Source organism: Lentimicrobiaceae bacterium, assembly GCA_023227965.1.
Classification (GTDB): domain Bacteria; phylum Bacteroidota; class Bacteroidia; order Bacteroidales; family JALOCA01; genus JALOCA01.
The window spans coordinates 35325-56196 of sequence record JALOCA010000007.1 but is presented as its reverse complement, the minus strand read 5'-3'; the positions used below and the strand labels follow the sequence as shown (position 1 = coordinate 56196).

The following is a 20872-nucleotide window of genomic DNA, read 5'->3' as shown; positions in this document are numbered from 1 at the left end:
GTTCCCAAAAAGTAAACAGGAAACGGCACAATAACAGTATTCTTGTTTTTTTTTAATGAAAATAAAATCCCATGGATGATGTAATATATATAATAATAGGTGTATTCTGGCTAATTTATGCCATCTATAAAGGAAATCAGAAATTACAAACCGTGAAAAAACCGCCAGCAGCAGTTGAGAGAACTGATACAACGAAAAACAGTTTTTCAGAACCCCTTACACAACAACAGTTTTTTTTTGAACCTTTTAGCCCGGAACCCGAAGCACAGGAAGAAAATATACCCGAACCAACGATTACCTATGATGAACTTACTTTGCAACAACAATCTAAAATATTTACTTACGACAGCCTTGCCAAAGAAGAAATAAATCAACAACAGCAGGGAAAAAAAGAGGAAAAAACAGAAATCAGAGAACATCAACAGACAAATGCAAATACGGATTTTGATGCCGTAAAAGCAGTAATTTATTCGGAAATACTGAAACGCAATTATTAAGCATAAATCTTTTTTTTTGATAGAGGGTGAAAATATCATTTGGAAGATACTTATTTTTCTTTTTACCTTTACGCACTTTTTAAAAAACACGTTGTAATCTAACATAAAACTGTATGGTATGTTAAAAAAGCTACTCTTAACATTTGGACTTGTACTGGCAGCATCTGCGTTAGTCTTTTCGCAGTCAGGAACGTTGAAAGGGAAAATTACCGACAAAACGACAAAAGATGCGGTTCCCTTTGCTAACATTGTAATAGAATTGGGAGGTACTCAGGCGGGTGGTTCCACCTCGGATTTTGACGGGAATTATACTATTAAGCCGATTTCTCCAGGAAAATACAATGTAAAAGCAACTTTTGTAGGGTATAAACCCTATCTTATTAAAGGAGTAATTATTAACTCCGATAAAATTACTTTTCTCGACCTTGAAATGGAAGCCACAACAACGCAACTTACTGAAGTAGAAGTTGTTGACTACAAGGTGCCTCTGATTAGCAAAGACCAGACTGCCAGCGGGGCTACCGTTACTTCGGAAGAAATTGCCAAAATGCCTAACCGTTCAGCTAACGCCATTGCTACTACTGTAGGAGGTGTTTTTTCGTCGGACGGTAATGTAGGAGGTATCCGCGGGCAACGTTCCGACGGTACCGTAATGTATATAGATGGTATCAAGGTACGTGGATCCCAAAGCCTTCCCGAAGCCTCCATTGACCAGGTTTCGGTAATCCTTGGAGGTGTTCCCGCTCAGTATGGCGATGTTACAGGAGGTATTATCAATGTTACTACCAAAGGTCCTTCTCGTACCTTCGGTGCAGGTATTGATGGTCAAACATCAGAATTCCTTGATGCTTATGGATACAATCGTTTAGGGCTGAACCTACAGGGACCACTTATCAAAAGCCGCGACCCAAATCAGCCAACCTCCCTTCTCGGATACTTCATTGCAGCAGAAGGAACCTATAATCGTGATGGTCGCCCGACCAGTACCGGACTCTGGAAAGTGAAAAGCGATGTATTACAGGATATTAAAGATAGCCCTCTGCGCCCGTCAGGCTCAGGTTCAGGATCTTATCCCAACTCTGCATTTATTCACAAAGAAGATTTGGAACACATCAATTCCACACTTAATACTTCTGATCTCGAGTTCAATGGCTCTGGGAAAATTGACGTTCGTACAACCAAAAACACCAACCTTACCATTGGTGGATCGTATAACTACAATAACGGACGTCAATTCAATTTTTATAATTCCATGTACAACTGGGACAACAATGCACAATACATTAATTCTACTTATAGAGGTTTTGTAAAATTTACCCATCGTATCCCTGCTGATAAAGAAAGTAAACAACTCATTAAAAACATTTATTACAGCATCCAGGGCGATTATACCAAATACCACGGCGTAGCACAGGATGCCAATCACAAAGACGATCTTTTCAAATACGGATACATCGGGAAATTTGAACGCCACACGATTCGTTCATTTACAACTGATTATCAGCGTGATTCTATTTCAGGCTTGTACGCACATCTTCAGAATGATTTTCGCGATACTTTACTATCTTTTACACGTTCAGAAGTTAATCCCGTTCTTGCCAATTATACCTCACTATATTATAGCATGTATGATGAAACAGCCGGCAATTACGACAACCGCGACAATGTAATTAATGGTAAAGGATTATTAAATGGAATGAATGCCGACGCAGTGTACAGTCTCTGGGGTGCTCCCGGAAACCTGCAATCAGATTATAGTGTTGTTGATAATACGCAAATCGGTATTAACTTTCATTTATCGGCAGATATCGGAAACCATGCGATACAAATTGGGGGACAATACGAACAACGCGAAGATAGAGGATATGGTTACTTACAGGTTCCGCAGCTATGGCAACAGATGTATGGGCTCACCAATGCCCACATCGAACAGCTTGATAAATCCGACCCCCAAAAGGTAATGCTCGACGGTGTTTTTCAGGATACCATTTATTATCACCGCCTTTACGATGCTAATTCTCAAAGCAAATTTGACAAAAACCTGAGACAACTCATGGGCCTAAATATTGATGGTACTGAATATATTGATATTGACTCATATGACATTGAAAAACATACCATCAATTATTACGATCAGGATCAAAAACTGCAAACGATTTCGCTTACAAAACCTCTGAACATTGATATGTTTAGCGCTGATGAATTATTAAACAGTGGTAATTCATTGGTAACCTATTACGGATACGACTATACCGGTAAAAAACTGAATAGCAAACCAGTTTTTAGTGATTTTTTTACCAGTAACGACGGCAAACGTAGTATAGGAGCTTTTGAACCCATCTACATGGCAGGATATATTCAGGATAAATTTGCATTCAAAGATTTGATTTTTAATGTGGGTTTACGTGTTGACCGTTTCGATGCAAATCAAATGGTGATGACTGACCCCTACTTATTATGCGTTGCAAAAACAGTAGGTGAAACCAAAAACGAATTTTCACATCCGGGAAATATGAAAGATGGTTATACTGTTTATGTTACAAGTACTGATAATTCTGTAGTTTCCGGATATAGAAACGGAAATGTATGGTACGATGCTGACGGCTTGGAAATTTCTGACCCGGAAGCAGTTTTAGGAAAAAGTGGAAATGGTGTTCTTCCTTATTTAAATGAAGATGAGGGTGGTGAAAACCTCACGCAAGAAAAAACCATTCAAAGGGTTTTCAAAGATTATGACCCGCAGTGGAATTTCATGCCTCGTATATCGTTCTCATTCCCCATTTCGGATGAAGCATTATTTTTTGCCCATTACGATGTTCTTACCCAGCGTCCAGCATCCCGAGTATTACAAATGGATCCCACCGACTATCTGTTCCTAAATGTTCGCAGTAGCCCAACCATTAATAATCCCAATCTGAAACCTGAAAAAACCATTGACTATGAATTAGGGTTCCAGCAGAAATTAACCAATTCCTCCTCTTTGGTTTTGTCTACTTACTATCGAGAAGTCCGCGATCAGATCCAGATTTACCGTTATACGGGTGCTTACCCTAAAACATATTATTCTTACAATAATATTGACTTTGGTACTATTAAAGGGTTAACATTAACTTACGACCTTCGTCGTACCCAGAATGCCCGGGTACGTGCGAGCTATTCATTGCAATTTGCCAATGGTACCGGATCTAACGAAAATACCGCCCGTAGCCTTGTTACCTCAGGACAACCCAACCTACGTACATTGTTGCCATTAAATGATGACCGTCGGCATTCAATCAACATCCTTCTTGACTATCGTTGGGATGAAGGTGCACAATATAACGGACCCGTAATCAAGCATACAGTAAAAGGAACAGACAAGGTAAAAACCTATCAGTTGCTAAAAAATACTGGGGTTAACTTTACAATCAACGGAGGTTCGGGTACACCCTATACTAAATCGAGCAAAATTTATCCTTTGGGTGGTTCTCGTGTAATCGAAGGTTCTATCAATGGATCCCGTTTACCTTGGTCGTTTAGGATTGATGCCCGCCTCGACCGTGATATCATGCTCAACTGGGGAAAAAGCGGCGCATATATGAATATTTATCTTCAGGTTCTGAATATTTTTGATACCAAAAACATCCTCGCTGTTTATGAAGCTACCGGCAACGCTGACGATGACGGATATCTTGCCGCTGCCGAATACCAGACACAGATAAATCAGCAATTAGATTCCGAATCTTATCGCTTATTATATAAATACGCTCTGCTCAATCCCTCTAATTATAGCGCACCCCGCCAAATTCGTTTGGGTTTGTCTTTGAATTTTTAATCCGGTTTAATGAAAAAATTTGAAAAAATGAAAAATACCTTTCGACTTTTAATAATTGTGCTTAGCTGCATCCTGATAGCAGGGTATGGTTATGCTGAGAAATATCGCGCGAAAACAAACAATAAAAGTACAGCGACTCTTAAATCAACTGCTGCCGGTTGTTTGCCGGGCTCCGGATTCAAATATTTAGATTTGAATAATGTAAGATGCCGTATCAATACAGGTGGCGATATGTGGTGGGACCTTGAAGTTCCGCAATACGAAATCCCTAAAGGTTCAAAAAAAACCTCCATGTTTGCAGGTTCACTTTGGATTGCAGGAGTTGACGAAAACGACCAGCTAAAATGTGCCGCCGTACGTTATCGCCAAGGACCAAATTTTGGTGGTGGTAACGACTACTGGCCCGGACCTCTGACAATAGACGATAAAGCAGCCATAAGCGAAGCAACCTGCTCTAAGTATGATAAAATATTTCCTATTTCCAGAAATGAAGTAGATCAATTTCTTGCATGGACTGTCAGCCCCGATGATTACCCCGGCTACAGCATCCCCACTTCTATTAAAGATTGGCCAGCACATGGCGATCCTGCATTAAACCAGAGTTTTTATCTTGCTCCTTTTAAAGACGTAAATGAAAACCTTATTTATGAACCTGAAGCAGGTGATTATCCTTATTATGACTTAGCCAATGGGCTTTGCCATTCAAAACAACCTACAATTGAAACCGAACAGGGAATTAATAAAGGAGGCTTACTCGCCGACCAGGTAATAAAAGGCGACCAAACATTGTGGTGGGTGTTTAACGACAAAGGAAATATACATACCGAAACACAAGGACAGGCTATAGGTCTCGAAATACGCGGGCAGGCTTTTGCCTTTGCAACAAATGATGAGATCAATAACATGACTTTCTACAGTTATGAAATCATCAACCGCTCAACTTACCGTTTAAAAGACACCTATTTTAGCCAATGGACCGACCCCGATCTGGGTTTTCCTAAAGACGACCGCGTAGGTTGCGACGTTTTGCGTGGATTAGGCTATTGTTACAATGGAAGACCTATTGACGGTGCTGGTCAGTACAATGCCTATGGCGACCAACCACCTGCAATTGGAATTGACTTTTTCCAGGGACCTTACATGGATGCCGATGGATACGATAACCCTTCTTTCGATGCTTCAAGCACAAAAGGTCCTTCTTTTCATGGCGATTGCAGTATAGTTACCTTAAACAACAATACAATTACCATGAATTACGGACCAAGTAATGGCCTGTCCGGACAATTTCTCGTAAAGTCCGAAGCCATCAACGGTGTCAATTTTGGTAATGGAATTGTTGACGACGAACGTTTCGGAATGCGCCGTTTCGTTTATCACAACAACACTGGCGTTCCCGACTATATGACCGACCCTGATTATGCCCCCGAATATTACAACTTCCTGAAAGGAATTTGGAAAGATAATACTAAAATGATTTATGGCGGAAATGCACACACCACTGGAGGAGGTTACGGACCTGAATGCGATTTTATGTTTCCTGGCGATTCCGACCCATGCGACTGGGGTACTAAAGGCATTCCACCTAACGGTCCTCGCTATTGGACAGAAGTTACCGCCGGTAATCCTGCAGAAGACCGTCGTTTTATGCAATCAGCCGGACCTTTCACCCTTGAACCAGGTGCTGTAAATTATATTACTGTTGGGATGCCTTGGGCACGCGCCACTTCCGGAGGTGCATGGGCTTCTGTAGAATTACTCCGCGTTATTGACGATAAATGCCAGCAACTGTTCGACAATTGCTTTGCAGTAGTTAGCGGTCCTAATGCCCCCGACCTCGTAATCCGCGAACTGGATAAAGAATTTATTATTTATATCCAAAACAAAAAAACCAACGATGTAGGAAATAACAGTAACGAATCGTACGAAGAAATTGACCCAAGCATAAAATCACCCGACACCGTTTTAGCTCCAAACAGATACGACTCAACCTACAATTTCGAAGGTTATCAAGTATTTCAATTGTACGATGCAAGTGTATCAGTTGCCGATATTCACGATGCAAGCAAAGCCCGTCTGGTTTCCCAATGCGACATTCAAAATGGTGTAACAAAGTTAGTTAACTTTTATTATGACCAATCATTGAACGGTAATGTTCCAGTTATGGAAGTTGATGGAGCAGATAAAGGAATATCTCACTCATTTGTAGTTACTGAAGACAAATTTACTGGCGAAGCTCTTGTTAACCACAAGCAATATTATTATCTTGCTGTTGCTTATGGCTATAATAATTATGAACGTTACGATCCAAACGATCCTTCTGCCTATAAAGGTCAGAAGAAACCTTACCTCGCCGGACGTAAAAATATTAAAGTTTATACAGGTATTCCCCATATAACTATTGGCGAAACAACACCATCAGCAAGTTATGGCGACGGTCCTATTATTACCCGTATCCAGGGTCAGGGAAATGGCGGTTTGGTACTCGACCTGGCTCAGGAAACTATTAACGAAATCATGTCAAAACCTCCCGCAGATTCATTGAATAACGTATATGGTTCCGATACCTATCCAATTGCATACAAACCGATTTACCAAAACGGAAAAACTCCAATTCAGATTAAAGTTATTGATCCTCTTAACGTAAAAAACGGTTCTTACACTATCCGTTTCGACACACTTTATGACTCTCTTTTTTATAATGTAAGTGGACAAACTGTAAATGCTGGTGGTGATACCGCCGTTAAACAAATTGGTAACTGGTCTTTAATTGATAACAACACCGGCGAAGTGGTTCCTTTTTACGAACCATCAGGAGCTACCAAGCAAGCAATTCTTACCGATAATGAAAAACTCTTCCTCGATTTGGGATTTTCAGTTAAAGTAAACCAGGTTTACAATCCAAGTGTCTACATCGTTGGAAAAATAACCGACGGATCAGACTTAAATGACGTAACAGCAATGCTCGTACCTAACAACGGTTTTCTCGAATCCTCAATAGAATTTGCTGACAGCTCAAAAAGATGGCTTACCGGCATAGCAGATGAAGATGGACCTGTACCTACAAACTGGATTCGCTCGGGAACCGCCGCCGATAACAACGATCCCGCTTATAACGACTGGAGTATGAAAATTGGAACTGATGGTACACCCATAGGAATAGCTTACGACCCCAACGCCGATTATGAAAAAGTATTGGGTGGTACATGGGCACCTTATAATATGGTTGCTTGCGGACCGACAATTAATGCTCAGGGTAACTTTACCGATGAAGGACAAAGTCCTGTTGCACCAGCAATTTCTTTTAAATCAAAAGAAGTTTGGAATGCCAAAAGTTTTGGTAGTGTGGATGTTATTTTTACTTCTGATAAATCAAAATGGACACGTTCTCTCGTAATTGAAACATGTCCTGATTTTTTACTTGCCGAAGGTGGTGTGAAAAAATTCCATATTCGTGCTGGACGTTCTGTAGATAAAAACGGAAATTTTGCACCCGTAGATGCTCAACCCAGTAACGACCCTGAAAATCCTGCATATATTGCAGCTACCGGTATGGGATGGTTCCCCGGCTATGCAATCAATATAGAAACAGGCGAACGGTTGAATATCATGTTTGGGGAAGATTCATGGCTGAGCTCCGAAAACGGAAGAGATATGCTGTGGAATCCTACATCAAACTTGTATAGTGGCGGAGAACCTGTTTTTGGCGGTAGACATTTTGTGTACATTATGGCACATGCCAAAATAGTTGCAAAAAGGGGTCCTTTGACCAATACCTTTGAAAATCCTGCTTACGATGCCTGTGTTCAGCTCCGCAAGCAAATACTTATTCCCAAGTTAGATTTTATTCCGGTCAGTGTTTTGTCGCCGCGCGATTTGGCATATGCTACCTGTATGTGGGTAAATATACCTATAGCAGTAAGAGGTCAAAACTGGCTCGATAACGATGTGAAAGTACGGCTTCGCGTAGCGAAACCCTACGAACGCTGGTATTCTGTTCCTTTGGATAGTTTGATGGCTATACAGCACAACGATAACAATAACTATCCTAAATATGTATTTAACACCGAAAATATTGCAACAGTAACTAAAAATGTGCAAAAGGCAAAAAGCGATCTTGATCTTATCAATGTGGTTCCAAATCCCTATTATGCATTCAGTAATTACGAAGCCAATCAGTTAGACAATCGTATTAAAATTATAAATCTGCCTAAAAAGTGTGTTGTTACCATTTATAATCTCAGCGGTACAACTATAAGGCAGTTTACTAAAGACGATATGCAAACTGAAATTGAATGGGATTTGAAAAATTTTGCAGGTATCCCTATCTCCGGTGGTGTATATCTTATTCATGTAAAAGCCGAAGGCTATGGTGAAAAAATCATTAAATGGTTTGGTACACTACGTCCAATTGACCTGAATGCTTTCTAATTTTTATCAATGTTTAGACATTTAAAATAATGTACAATATGAAAAACATCTATAAATATTTCCTGGCAATATTGCTAGTAGCTTATTTTACTTTACCTATAAACGAAGCCTTGGCAGGAAACAAGGACAGATCAGGTCAGGCAGGAGCCAGCGAACTCCTCATTAATCCTTGGGCGCGAAGCAGCGGCTGGGGAGGTGTAAATGTTTCTAACGTACGCGGTTTGGAATCTATGTTCAGCAACGTTGCAGGTATAGCTTTTACACAACATACAGAATTAATTTTTTCCAATACACAGTGGTTAAAAGGTTCTGACATTAATATCAATAATTTCGGGGTTACTTCCAAAGTAAGCGAATCCGGAGTCTTGGGTATAAGTATTATGTCAATGCGATTCGGCGATATTGAAATTACCGAAGTTAACAATCCCGAAGGTGGAATTGGTACCTTTTCGCCCAATTATCTGAATATTGGTGTTGCATACGCTAAAGCATTTTCCAACAGTATTTACGGAGGTATTAACTTTAAGATAATTTCCGAAGTAATTTCTGACGTAAGTGCTATGGGTGTTGCTATTGATGCAGGTATTCAATACGTAACTGGCGAAACAGAAAATATCAAATTTGGTATTGCACTGAAAAATATCGGACCTACCATGCGTTTCAGAGGCGATGGTTTATCAATACGTGTTCCCTCTCCCAATGGTAGTGGAGAATATACAGTGGAACAACGTTCTGCCGATTTTGAGCTACCCTCTCAGTTAAATATTGGAGCTGCCTACGATATTCACCTTGCTGAAGAACATCTTTTAACCTTAGCCGGAAGTTTTACCTCTAACTCATTTACAAAAGACCAATTTACAGCCGGTTTGCAGTACGATATGAAATCGTACCTAATGTTAAGAGGCGCTTATACTTACGAAGAAGGCATTGACAAAAAGGTTACCAATCCTGAAAGATCTAATGCCTCCAAAGGATTGAGCGGAGGTATTACCGTTCAGGTACCTTTTAACAAAGAAAGAGGTTCGAGTTTTGCGGTAGATTATTCATATCGCGCTACGGATAATTTTGATGGAACACATAGTATAGGAGCCAGAATCAACTTCTGATACTGATCGTTATATTTTATTTTTAACACAAATATATAAAAGGACCCTTTTTTAAGGGTCTTTTTATCTTATTATTATTTTTGAAGATATGGGAAATATTAAATATTATACACAGGAAGGTTTACAAAAACTAAAGGACGAGCTCACACGGCTTATTTCTGTTGAAAGACCATTAATTTCTCAACAAATTGCAGAAGCCCGTGATAAAGGCGACCTAAGCGAAAATGCAGAATACGATGCTGCTAAAAATGCACAGGGAATGCTCGAAATGCGTATTGCCAAACTTCAGGATGTTATTGTTAACGTAAGGATAATTGATGAAAAAAAAATGGATAATTCTAAAGTTCTCATCCTTTCAACTGTTAAAATTAAAAATCTGAAATTCGGAACGGTTGTAAGCTATACGCTCGTCCCTGAAAACGAAGCCGATATTAAAGCCGGTAAACTTTCCGTTAATTCTCCCATAGCCAAAGGCTTACTGGGGAAAACCATTGGCGATACCGTAGAGATTACCGTTCCAGCAGGAATAGTTACTTTCGAAATCATTGAAATTTCTCGTTAATACTGTATAACTATGACTTCTATTTTTTCTAAAATCGTAAAAGGTGAAATACCGGCATACAAAGTTGCTGAAAATGAAAAATTTTTAGCTTTTCTTGACATAAACCCTCTCGCTGAAGGTCATACGCTGGTTATACCCAAGCAGCAAACAGATTACATTTTTGATATTGACGATATAACCATTGGAGAGTTCTTTATTTTTGCAAAAAAAGTGGCAATCGCAATTGAAAAAACTATACCCTGCAAACGAATCGGTGTAACGGTTATCGGATTGGAAGTTCCCCATGCCCATATTCATCTTATACCTCTTCATTCCTTATACGATATGGATTTCAAAAGAAAAAAGTTACACTTTAGTCCCGAAGCGTTTGAAAAAATTGCCTCTGCTATCCGTACCAACTTTTATGCAAAATAAATGCAAATATCAGGACAGTTTTTTTAATTGAACCCAAAACAATTTTTCACTATTCCGGTTATATTATGTATCAGTTAAATTATACCAGATAATAACCAAAAAATAAAAAAATGTCAGTATTAGTAGGCAAAAAAGCCCCTTTATTTGATGCAGATGCTGTTATAAACGGAGGAGAATTTGTTGAAAAATTCTCACTCGAACAGTATATCGGGAAAAAACATGTAATTTTCTTTTTCTACCCTCTCGATTTTACCTTTGTTTGTCCGACAGAACTTATTGCTTTTCAGGATAAACTTGCTGAATTCGAAAAGCGTAATGTCGCAGTGGTAGGTTGTTCCATTGATTCTAAATTCTCACATTGGGCATGGCTCAACACCGAACGAAACAAAGGAGGAATAAAAGGCGTAAACTATCCCATAGTTTCTGATCTTTCTAAGACCATTTCGGCAAATTACGATGTACTTGCCGGCGAATGGAGCTATAATGAAGACGATGAAATTGAATTCAAGGGTGATCCTGTTGCCCTTCGCGGCCTTTTTCTTATTGATAAACAGGGAATAGTTCGGCATCAGGTAGTTAATGATCTTCCTTTGGGCAGAAGCGTGGATGAAACATTGCGTATGGTGGATGCGCTCCAGTTTTTTGAAGAAAACGGAGAAGTATGTCCTGCCAATTGGCAAAAAGGGGAAGATGCAATGAGCCCTACACATGATGGTGTTGCCGATTATCTGAGCAAACACTAAAAAAAGGAAATACCGTTACGAGGTTCTTTTATTTAAAGAGCCTCGTTTTCTTTTTGTTTAGCCTCTTCCCAGTACACATCCATTTCCTGCAGGCTCATGTCGTGCAACGATTTTCCTTTTTTAAGAGTTTTTTCTTCGAGGTATTTAAAACGGCTTATAAATTTCCGGTTGGTACGTTCGAGTGCATCTTCGGGATTTACAGAAATAAAACGGGCATAATTGATTAAAGCAAAAAGCAGATCACCCATCTCTGCTTCTACTGCAACATGCGGGGCATCAGTTTCCACTTCACTTTTCAGCTCTTTTAGTTCTTCTATTACTTTGTCCCAAACCTGTCCGGGATTTTCCCAATCGAAACCCACACCACGGGCTTTTTCCTGCAGGCGGTACGCTTTTACTATGGCAGGCAATCCCTGTGGCACACCCGACAATACGGATGTTCTTCCTTCGTTGAGTTTAATTTTTTCCCAGTTATTCTTTACGGTTTCCGCATCATTTGCTTCTACTTCACCATAAATATGTGGATGCCGCCGGATGAGTTTTTCATTGATATGGTCAATTACATCCTTTATTCCAAAAGCATTCTTCTCTTCTCCAATTTTGGCATAAAAAACTATGTGTAGCAATAAATCACCCAATTCTTTTTTAATTTCGTCAATATTTTTTTCCAGGACAGCGTCCGATAATTCATAGGTTTCCTCAATTGTAAGGTATCGTAACGTCTCAAAGGTTTGGCTTTTATCCCACGGACATTGTTCCCGTAACGTATCCATGATATGCAATAGTTTTTCAAAAGCGAGCAGGCGTTCGTCCATAACAGTATTTTTTTGCAAAAGTACTATTTTTGTTAAGCATTCCGGTTTTAATAAACATTCCGGATGTTTACCTTTCCGGGTGATTTTAATAAATATTTCTGCATTTCAGTTTGTTAAAATTTTGTAAATGTTTTTTAAAAAAAAACCGGAAAAAAATTGGAAGCGCTATTTTTCCTATTTTTGCCAATTAAAACAACGTTGTATGTTTTTGAATAATGATAAATTTGCAGGTGAAGGGCTTACCTATGATGATGTATTGCTTGTACCTGCTTATTCTGAAATACTTCCCCGTGAAGTGAACATTTCAACTTTTTTCACGAAAAATATTTGTTTAAATATTCCTATTGTAAGTGCTGCTATGGATACTGTTACAGAATCTGTTATGGCTATTGCTATGGCACAGGAAGGCGGTATTGGTGTGTTACACAAAAATATGACCATAGAAGAACAGGCAAACGAAGTCAGGAAGGTGAAACGTGCTGAAAACGGTATGATACTCGACCCGGTTACTTTACATGAAGATGCAAGGGTTGAAGATGCACTTGCGCTTATGAAGGAAAATAAAATAGGCGGCATCCCGGTAATAAACAAAAACAAGGAACTGGTAGGAATTGTTACTAACCGCGATCTCCGGTTTGAACGCAATCTTCTGCGACCTATCGCCGAGATTATGACCAAAAAAAACTTAATTACAACAACCGAATTTACCGATTTTGAAAAAGCTGCCGATATTCTTCAACAATACAAAATTGAAAAACTACCTGTAATTGATAAAAACAACAAACTCATAGGGCTGATAACCTATAAGGATATTATTAAGATAAAAGCCCGCCCCAATGCCTGTAAGGACGAAAGAGGCCGCTTGCGGGTTGCAGCAGCAGTAACAGTAACCCAGGATACGCTCGACAGGGTAGATGCACTTGTAAAAAACGGAGTAGATGCCATTGTGATTGATACAGCCCATGGTCATTCAAAGGGTGTTATAAATATGATTGTTGCAGTAAAAAATAAATATCCCGGAATTCAGCTTGTTGTAGGAAATATTGCTACTGCCGAAGCTGCATCAGCGCTTGTGAAAGCAGGTGTTGATGCCATAAAGGTGGGCATAGGTCCCGGCTCTATCTGCACAACCCGCATCATTGCCGGCATAGGAGTACCACAATTATCTGCTATTTATAATGTTGCACAGGCAGTAAAAAGTGCAAAAATTCCAGTAATTGCCGACGGTGGTATCCGCTATACTGGCGACATCGTAAAAGCCATTGCGGCAGGTGCCAGCACCATCATGGCAGGTTCTCTTTTTGCCGGGGTGGACGAATCGCCTGGTGAAACCATAATTTTTGAAGGGAGAAAATTCAAAACGTACCGTGGAATGGGTTCTCTCGAAGCCATGCAGAAAGGTTCAAAAGACAGATATTTCCAGGACATGGAAGAGGATATTAAAAAACTGGTCCCCGAAGGAATCGTGGGGAGAGTTCCTTACAAAGGCGATTTATCGGAAGTTATCCACCAAATGGTTGGAGGACTCAGGGCAGGTATGGGCTATACAGGTTCCGCCGATATAGAATCACTCCAGAATGCAAAATTTATTAAAATTACCGCTGCTGGCGTCGCCGAAAGCCATCCCCACGACATTATCATAACCCGTGAAGCTCCCAATTACAGCCGTTAAAATATTTCCTTAACAACAAATTGATTTTCTCAACCAAAATATTATCAATAAAAAAACGTTCAACAATTAAATTATAAAACCTATGCTGAATAATGCTACTTTCAATGCTATGAAAACCTTTTTCGCAGGAATCCTTGTTTTTATTTCTTTTGCCATGTATGCACAGGACAGGGACCCGGCACTGTTAACAGTAGGTAAAGAAAAAGTTACCAAAACAGATTTTGTTAACATTTACCAAAAAAACAACATCAAGGGCGATGCCATGGATCGTAAATCGCTTGAAGAATACCTTGATTTATATATTAATTTCAAACTCAAGGTACTCGAGGCAGAAGAATTTGGACTTGATACACTGAAGACTTTCAAAGACGAGCTTGCAGGCTATCGCAAACAATTAGCCCAACCCTACCTAATTGATGAAGACATAAACAAATATTTGCTCGATGAATCCTATGCACGTAAGCAATTTGATATCAGGGCAAGCCACATTCTTGTAAAATTGGATAAAAATGCCCCTCCCAAAGATACCCTTGAGGCTTACAATAAGATTATGAAAATAAGAAAACGTATCCTTGCCGGAGAAACATTTGAAAATTTAGCCGTAGAACTTTCCGACGATTTATCGGCAAAAGACGATATTAAAGGAGGAAGAACCATACCGGGAAACAAAGGCGATCTCGGATATTTTTCGGCTTTCGATATGGTGTATCCTTTTGAAAATGGAGCATATAATACAAAGGTTGGCGAAATTTCAATGCCCGTTCGCAGCGATTACGGGTACCACCTTATTAAAGTTATTGATAAAAAGCCGGCAATGGGAAAGGTACAAATTGCACATATTTTATTATTGTACCCTAAAAACGTTTCCTCTGCCGATATGGACCACTTAAAAGCCAAAGCCGACAGTATTTATGGATTATTAACTTCCGGAACTGATTTTGCCCAACTGGCTAAAGAAACTAGCGATGATAAAAGTACCGCTACCAAAGGAGGAATTATGCCTTGGTTCGGCTCGAATCGTATGATTCCCGATTTTATATACCAAATCAGTAAATTACAAAATAAAGGCGATGTAACCCCTCCTTTTTCAACTCATTTTGGCTGGCATATAATAAAACTCATTGATAGAAAACCCATTGGCTCTTTTGAAGAAACCAAAGCCGAACTCAAACAGGCACTTGCAAAAAGTGACCGCAACCTGAAAAGCAAAGAATCTCTTATCCATAAAATCAAAAAAGAATATTTCTTTACCGAAGATCTGAAATCAAAAAACGAATTCGTAAAAGTAATGGATACCACTGTTTTTGCAGGCAAATGGGATGTAGCTAAAGCCGCCGGACTTACCAAAAACTTGTTCCTGCTTGGCGATAAAACCTTTACACAAAAAGATTTTGCAGATTACATTTCCAAAAACCAGAAAAGTATGAACAAACAAGACTTGGCGGTATATATTGATAATGCTTACAAAATATTTACCGACGAAAGCTGTTTGGCTTACGAAGACAATCAACTCGAAAACAAATACCCTGAATTCAGATCGTTGATGAAAGAATACCGCGACGGTATTTTACTGTTCGACCTTACCGATCGCAAAATATGGTCGAAAGCTGTGAAAGACTCTACCGGTCTGCAGGAGTACTATAACAAGAACAAAACCAATTATATGTGGGGCAACCGTCTCGATGCCTCAGTGTACACATTGGTAAAAACTTCCTCCAAGGATTTGAAAAAAGCCCGTAAAATGGCTTCCAAAGGCATAGACGAAGCTGAAATACTTAAAACGATAAATCACGACTCCACGGTAGTTTTAAGCATTGACCATAAGAAATTTAGTAAAGGCGACAACCCGCAAATTGATGGCATCGCCTGGGAAAAATCAGTTACCAAACCCGTTGTTTCGGGAGACACAACTATTTTTGTCGCAGTGCACCAAAATATTCCACCCGAACCCAAACTTCTTGGTGAAATAAAAGGACTGGTTACTGCCGACTACCAAAATTATCTTGAAAAAGAATGGATAAAATCTTTACGCCAAAAATATCCTATCTCTGTTAACAAGGAAGTTTTTAATTCGATAATTAAAGAATAACGATTTGAAGAAATGGGGTTTCATATTGGCTGTTTTTCTTTCTTCCTGCCATTATTTTCATTCTGGTAACAAGGAGGATATAATTGCAAGGGCATATGATAATTATCTTTACCGTTCCGACCTTAAGGGGGTGGTTCCCAAAGGAAGCCACCCAAAGGACAGTGTAAATATCGTAAAGAATTTTATCAATAACTGGCTCAGGCAGCAGGCACTTCTTAACCAGGCAGAGGCAAACCTGCCAAGCGACCAGAAGGACTTTACTGAACAACTTGAAAATTACCGGAATTCCCTGCTAGTTTATCAATATGAAACCGAACTTATTCGTCAAAAACTCGATACTACAGTACCATTCGACGAAATTAAAAAATACTATCAGGAACATACTGCTGATTTCCAGTTGCGCCAAAATATTATCCTGATAAATTGGGCACAATTTAATTCCGGATTTTCGGCAATTCGTACCGTAAAACGTCTGATGCTTTCAACAAAAGAATCTGACAGACTAAAACTGGAAGAATTTTGCCAGGAAAATGCTCTAAATTATTCCGTAACTGACCAAAACTGGCTTTCGCCCGATGATATTGAAAGAATGCTTCCGGTAAAAAATATTTCGCGGGAAGATTTACAAAAGAAAAATAATTTTATTGAAATCAACGATTCTACTCATTTCTTTGTTATTGCTGTCCGCGATTTTAAAGAAAAAGAAAGCATCTCACCCCTTGATTTTGAAAAAAGAAACATCCGTGAAATTATTCTTAACAAACGAAAACTCAGTCTTGTAAACAAAATGCAGAATGAGGTTTTTGAAAAAGCCAGGAAAGAAAAAGATTTCCAAATCTATTAAATAATATCTCCAATTGATGAAAAAAAGCCTCTTTGTAATTTGTATAATACTTTCTGCTTTTTTATACTGTACACCGGTATTCAGCCAGGTTATTGACGAGGTTGTTGCTACGGTAGGAAGCAAAATAGTATTAAAATCTGATATCGAAACACAATACGTGCAATACCGTATGCAGGGAAGCATAGGGAATGCATCCTCTATGCGCTGCCAGTTTCTCGAAAACCTGTTATTCGATAAACTCATGCTGACCCAGGCAGAGCTTGATAGCATACAGGTAACCGAAAGTCAGATTGAAGGCACTATGAACCAACGCATGCGTTATTATATTCAACAGTTTGGCTCGCAGGAGAAATTGGAAGAGTTTTATCAGAAATCGCTTATAGAAATCAAAGATGAACTGCACGACCTTATCCGCGATCAGTTGATGATAGACCAGGTACATTCAAAAATTACTGCCGATGCCAAAGTTACTCCCACCGAGGTAAAGACATTTTTTAACCGTTTGCCCCAGGATAGCATTCCCTTTGTGGAAACAGAATACGAAATAGGACAGATAGTAAAGCAGCCGCCAATAAGCGACGAAGCCCTTAACGAAGCAAAGGACAAGATTAATACATTACGCAAAAGAATATTGAACGGGGAAAAATTCTCAACCCTCGCCATCCTTTACTCCGAAGACCCCGGCTCGGCTAAACAGGGAGGTGAATTAGGCTCTTTTGGAAGAGGCGAAATGTATCCCGAGTTTGAAGCGGCTGCCTTTTCTTTAAAACCCAACGAAGTTTCCAACGTAATAAAAACTCCGGCAGGATTCCATATTATTCAGTTGATTGATCGTAAAGGCGATTATATAAATGCAAGACATATCCTTATCCAGCCCAAAGTTTCGCCTTATGACCTTGCCTCGGCAAACACTTACCTCGACAGTATTGCAAAACTCATTCGTGCAAATACGATAACCTTCGAAAAAGCAGCACAAAAATACTCCGACGATCCTTCGAAAATGAACGGAGGCATGATGGTGAATAATGCTACCGGCAATACTCGTTTCGAAGCAAGCCAGTTGGACGCCAAAATGTTTTTTGTTATTGACAAACTGAAAATAGGAGAAATCTCAAACCCCGTTGCAATGGTTTCGGATGACGGAAAGCAGGCTTACCGTATTCTTTACCTGAAAATACGTACAACTCCGCATAAAGCCAATCTAAAGGATGATTACACCCGCTTCCAGCAATGGGCTCTCGATGGGAAAAAACAGGAAATGATCAGCGGCTGGATAAAAGACAAAACACAAAAAACATACATCAGCATTAACGAAGATTATAGGGATTGCAATTTTACCTATAGATGGACTAATTAACCCCGGAAAACTTTTTTACAACACTATGAATTATTCATCCGACGTAAATGCTTTTGCAGCATTTCATGAAAAATATAGCACACTCCGTTCTGAAATTGCCAAGGTGATAGTAGGGCAGGACGAGGTGATACAAAACCTCCTTATCTGTATTTTCAGTAAGGGGCACGGATTGCTGGTTGGGGTTCCCGGACTGGCAAAAACGCTTATGGTAAATACCCTTTCGAAAGTTCTCGGATTGAGTTATAACCGCATACAGTTTACACCCGACCTTATGCCCAGCGATATTATCGGTACGGAAATACTGGACGAAAATCGCAGGTTCAGGTTTATTAAAGGTCCTGTGTTTGCGAATATTATTCTTGCCGACGAAATTAACCGCACCCCACCCAAGACCCAGAGCGCACTGCTGGAAGCCATGCAGGAAAAATCAGTAACCGTTGCAGGCAATTCATACCAGCTTGCCGAACCTTTTTTTGTGCTGGCTACCCAAAACCCAATAGAGCAGGAAGGAACATATCCACTTCCAGAGGCACAGCTCGACCGTTTTATGTTCAATATCTGGCTTGATTACCCTTCATTTGAAGAAGAATTGAACGTGGTGAAACAAACTACCGCCCAGTACGAAGCCCAACTGAATGTGATTTTAACCGCCGAAGAAATACAGTTTTTCCAAAATCTTGTACGCAGAATACCGGTAACGGATAACGTGTTTAAATATGCCGTTACGCTGGCTTCAAAAACCCGCCGGGGTGCCGCCGGAGCGCATCCTTTTGCCGAAGCCTACCTTAACTGGGGAGCCGGTCCAAGGGCTTCGCAATACCTTATCCTGGGGGCTAAATGCCATGCTGCAATCAACGGGAAATACTCTCCCGACATTGAAGATGTACAGGCAGTGGCTTCCTCCATACTCCGCCACCGCATTGTGCGCAACTACAAAGCCGAAGCCGAAGGCATAAGTGTGGAAAATATCATTGAAGAGTTTCTGAAATCCCAATATTAAGCTATAAAATAGAGTTTTGAAAAATTTGATATACGGTTAGATGCTATCTAAACAAAAAAATATGTCTACACAGTAAGCTGTAGACAGACAGGTACCCCTACCGTGTGGCGATATAATCCATTTATACATGTCCAAAACTTCTCATGATTCCCTTTTTATATCTTTGCAAAAATTTTAATCCATGAATTTTGTTGAAGAACTACGCTGGAGGGGCATGATACACGATTTGATGCCAGGAACGGAAGAACAACTGAACAAAGAAATTACATCAGCCTACGTTGGAATTGATCCTACTGCCGATTCGCTTCATATCGGTCATCTTGTGTCAATAATGATGTTAAAACACTTTCAGCTTGCCGGACACAAACCCATAGCTCTGGTAGGTGGCGCCACTGGCATGATAGGCGATCCTTCGGGTAAAAATGAAGAACGAAACTTGCTTAGCGAAGATGTACTGAGGCACAACCAGGAATGCATCAAAAAACAACTGGTAAAGTTTATTGATTTTGACGGAAATATACCCAACCGTGCCGAAATGGTGAACAACTACGACTGGATGAAAACCTTTTCATTTCTTTCTTTTATCCGCGACATTGGTAAGCATATTACCGTAAACTATATGATGTCGAAGGATTCGGTAAAAAAACGTCTGAGCGGCGAAAGCGGCGAAGGCATGTCGTTTACCGAATTCAGCTATCAATTGGTGCAAGGCTATGATTTTTTATGGTTATATGAAAATAAAAACTGCAAACTCCAGATGGGAGGCTCCGACCAGTGGGGCAACATAGTTACCGGCACCGAACTCATCAGGCGTAAAACCGGAGGAGAAGCCTTTGCTCTTACCTGCCCACTGATTACCAAAGCCGATGGTGGAAAGTTCGGAAAAACCGAAACCGGAAATGTGTGGCTTGATGCTGCCAAGACATCTCCTTACCATTTTTACCAGTTCTGGCTCAATGTTTCTGATGATGATGCTCTTAAATACATTAAAATTTTCACCCTTTTCAGTAAGGAAGAAGTGGAGGAAATGGCAAAAAATCATGCACAGGCTCCCCACCTTCGGATTCTACAGAAAAATCTTGCCAAAGACATCACCATCAGGGTTCATTCTGAAAATGATTTTCAGCAGGCATTGGCAGCCTCAGAAATTCTTTTCGGTAAAGGCACTACCGCTATGCTGAAAAACCTTGACGAGGCTACTTTTCTTTCCGTTTTTGAGGGCGTACCCATTTCGAAACTCAGCCGTACCGAACTCGAAAAAGACATTCCCATAGCCGATTTCCTTTCAGATATTACCGGTATTTTCCCGTCAAAGAGCGAAGCACGCCGCTTAATCAAAGAAGGGGCAATACTGATAAATAAGGAAAAAATAACCGACACTTTTATCGTAAACCGGCAGAACCTGCTTAACGATACTTACCTGCTGATACAGAAAGGCAAAAAAAGTTACTTCCTTGTGAAAACAGAGTAATCTCCTTGATACTGGCAGCTAAGTGAAACTTAACATAAAATTAACCAACAAGTTAATTAA

At 39.9% G+C, this 20872-nt stretch carries 14 protein-coding genes; 13 read left to right on the top strand and 1 reads right to left on the bottom strand.

Annotation, left to right across the window (positions count from 1 at the left end):
- The first annotated feature begins 71 nt into the window (after positions 1 to 71).
- From M0R21_03845 to M0R21_03815, 7 genes are all read left to right on the top strand, one after another.
- Positions 72 to 497 carry a hypothetical protein gene (locus tag M0R21_03845; GenBank protein ID MCK9616948.1) on the top strand — a complete coding sequence of 142 codons (426 nt, stop codon included), beginning with the start codon at positions 72 to 74 and terminating at the stop codon, positions 495 to 497.
- A 118-nt stretch (positions 498 to 615) separates the two neighbouring features.
- Positions 616 to 4311: a carboxypeptidase-like regulatory domain-containing protein gene (locus M0R21_03840; GenBank protein MCK9616947.1), complete on the top strand. Its 3696-nt coding sequence runs from the start codon at positions 616 to 618 to the stop codon at positions 4309 to 4311.
- 27 nt (positions 4312 to 4338) lie between these two features.
- Complete coding sequence (locus tag M0R21_03835; GenBank protein MCK9616946.1) at positions 4339 to 8739, top strand: T9SS type A sorting domain-containing protein; 4401 nt, start codon at positions 4339 to 4341, stop codon at positions 8737 to 8739.
- Between the two features lie 38 nt (positions 8740 to 8777).
- A complete protein-coding gene (locus M0R21_03830; protein MCK9616945.1) occupies positions 8778 to 9845 on the top strand; it encodes a PorV/PorQ family protein in 1068 nt (355 codons plus the stop codon).
- A gap of 88 nt (positions 9846 to 9933) precedes the next feature.
- Entirely contained in the window at positions 9934 to 10407 is a 474-nt protein-coding gene (gene greA, locus M0R21_03825) for a transcription elongation factor GreA (GenBank protein MCK9616944.1), read from the top strand.
- 12 nt (positions 10408 to 10419) lie between these two features.
- Positions 10420 to 10821, top strand: coding sequence for an HIT family protein (locus M0R21_03820; GenBank protein ID MCK9616943.1), 402 nt, complete (start codon positions 10420 to 10422; stop codon positions 10819 to 10821).
- A gap of 110 nt (positions 10822 to 10931) precedes the next feature.
- Entirely contained in the window at positions 10932 to 11564 is a 633-nt protein-coding gene (locus M0R21_03815) for a peroxiredoxin (GenBank protein ID MCK9616942.1), read from the top strand.
- Positions 11565 to 11596: 32 nt separating this feature from the next.
- On the opposite strand, the gene mazG is transcribed toward M0R21_03815, so the two are convergent.
- Positions 11597 to 12379: a nucleoside triphosphate pyrophosphohydrolase gene (gene mazG, locus M0R21_03810; protein ID MCK9616941.1), complete on the bottom strand. Its 783-nt coding sequence runs from the start codon at positions 12377 to 12379 to the stop codon at positions 11597 to 11599.
- 202 nt (positions 12380 to 12581) lie between these two features.
- On the opposite strand from mazG, the gene guaB reads away from it, so the two are divergent.
- The 6 genes from guaB to tyrS all read left to right on the top strand — a co-directional run bounded on the left by guaB (position 12582) and on the right by tyrS (position 20812).
- Positions 12582 to 14051: an IMP dehydrogenase gene (guaB, locus tag M0R21_03805; protein ID MCK9616940.1), complete on the top strand. Its 1470-nt coding sequence runs from the start codon at positions 12582 to 12584 to the stop codon at positions 14049 to 14051.
- An 82-nt stretch (positions 14052 to 14133) separates the two neighbouring features.
- Positions 14134 to 16140 (top strand): peptidylprolyl isomerase, encoded by a 2007-nt coding sequence (locus M0R21_03800; GenBank protein MCK9616939.1) that lies wholly within the window; start codon positions 14134 to 14136, stop codon positions 16138 to 16140.
- Positions 16141 to 16144: 4 nt separating this feature from the next.
- Positions 16145 to 16984, top strand: a complete 840-nt coding sequence (locus tag M0R21_03795) for a hypothetical protein (protein MCK9616938.1) — start codon at positions 16145 to 16147, stop codon at positions 16982 to 16984.
- Between the two features lie 16 nt (positions 16985 to 17000).
- Positions 17001 to 18341, top strand: coding sequence for a peptidylprolyl isomerase (locus M0R21_03790; GenBank protein ID MCK9616937.1), 1341 nt, complete (start codon positions 17001 to 17003; stop codon positions 18339 to 18341).
- 25 nt (positions 18342 to 18366) lie between these two features.
- A complete protein-coding gene (locus tag M0R21_03785) occupies positions 18367 to 19341 on the top strand; it encodes a MoxR family ATPase (GenBank protein MCK9616936.1) in 975 nt (324 codons plus the stop codon).
- 181 nt (positions 19342 to 19522) lie between these two features.
- The gene (gene tyrS, locus M0R21_03780) at positions 19523 to 20812 is read left to right on the top strand and encodes a tyrosine--tRNA ligase (protein MCK9616935.1); all 1290 of its coding nucleotides are present in this window, start codon (positions 19523 to 19525) and stop codon (positions 20810 to 20812) included.
- The last annotated feature ends 60 nt before the right edge of the window (positions 20813 to 20872 follow it).

Excerpts from the sequence above, each read along its gene's own strand:
- M0R21_03845 (MCK9616948.1), top strand. The coding sequence starts at position 72 with ATGGATGATGTAATATATATAATAATAGGTGTATTCTGGCTAATTTAT.
- M0R21_03840 (MCK9616947.1), top strand. The coding sequence starts at position 616 with ATGTTAAAAAAGCTACTCTTAACATTTGGACTTGTACTGGCAGCATCT.
- M0R21_03835 (MCK9616946.1), top strand. The coding sequence starts at position 4,339 with ATGAAAAATACCTTTCGACTTTTAATAATTGTGCTTAGCTGCATCCTG.
- M0R21_03830 (MCK9616945.1), top strand. The coding sequence starts at position 8,778 with ATGAAAAACATCTATAAATATTTCCTGGCAATATTGCTAGTAGCTTAT.
- greA (MCK9616944.1), top strand. The coding sequence starts at position 9,934 with ATGGGAAATATTAAATATTATACACAGGAAGGTTTACAAAAACTAAAG.
- M0R21_03820 (MCK9616943.1), top strand. The coding sequence starts at position 10,420 with ATGACTTCTATTTTTTCTAAAATCGTAAAAGGTGAAATACCGGCATAC.
- M0R21_03815 (MCK9616942.1), top strand. The coding sequence starts at position 10,932 with ATGTCAGTATTAGTAGGCAAAAAAGCCCCTTTATTTGATGCAGATGCT.
- mazG (MCK9616941.1), bottom strand. The coding sequence starts at position 12,379 with ATGGACGAACGCCTGCTCGCTTTTGAAAAACTATTGCATATCATGGAT.
- guaB (MCK9616940.1), top strand. The coding sequence starts at position 12,582 with ATGTTTTTGAATAATGATAAATTTGCAGGTGAAGGGCTTACCTATGAT.
- M0R21_03800 (MCK9616939.1), top strand. The coding sequence starts at position 14,134 with ATGCTGAATAATGCTACTTTCAATGCTATGAAAACCTTTTTCGCAGGA.
- M0R21_03790 (MCK9616937.1), top strand. The coding sequence starts at position 17,001 with ATGAAAAAAAGCCTCTTTGTAATTTGTATAATACTTTCTGCTTTTTTA.
- M0R21_03785 (MCK9616936.1), top strand. The coding sequence starts at position 18,367 with ATGAATTATTCATCCGACGTAAATGCTTTTGCAGCATTTCATGAAAAA.
- tyrS (MCK9616935.1), top strand. The coding sequence starts at position 19,523 with ATGAATTTTGTTGAAGAACTACGCTGGAGGGGCATGATACACGATTTG.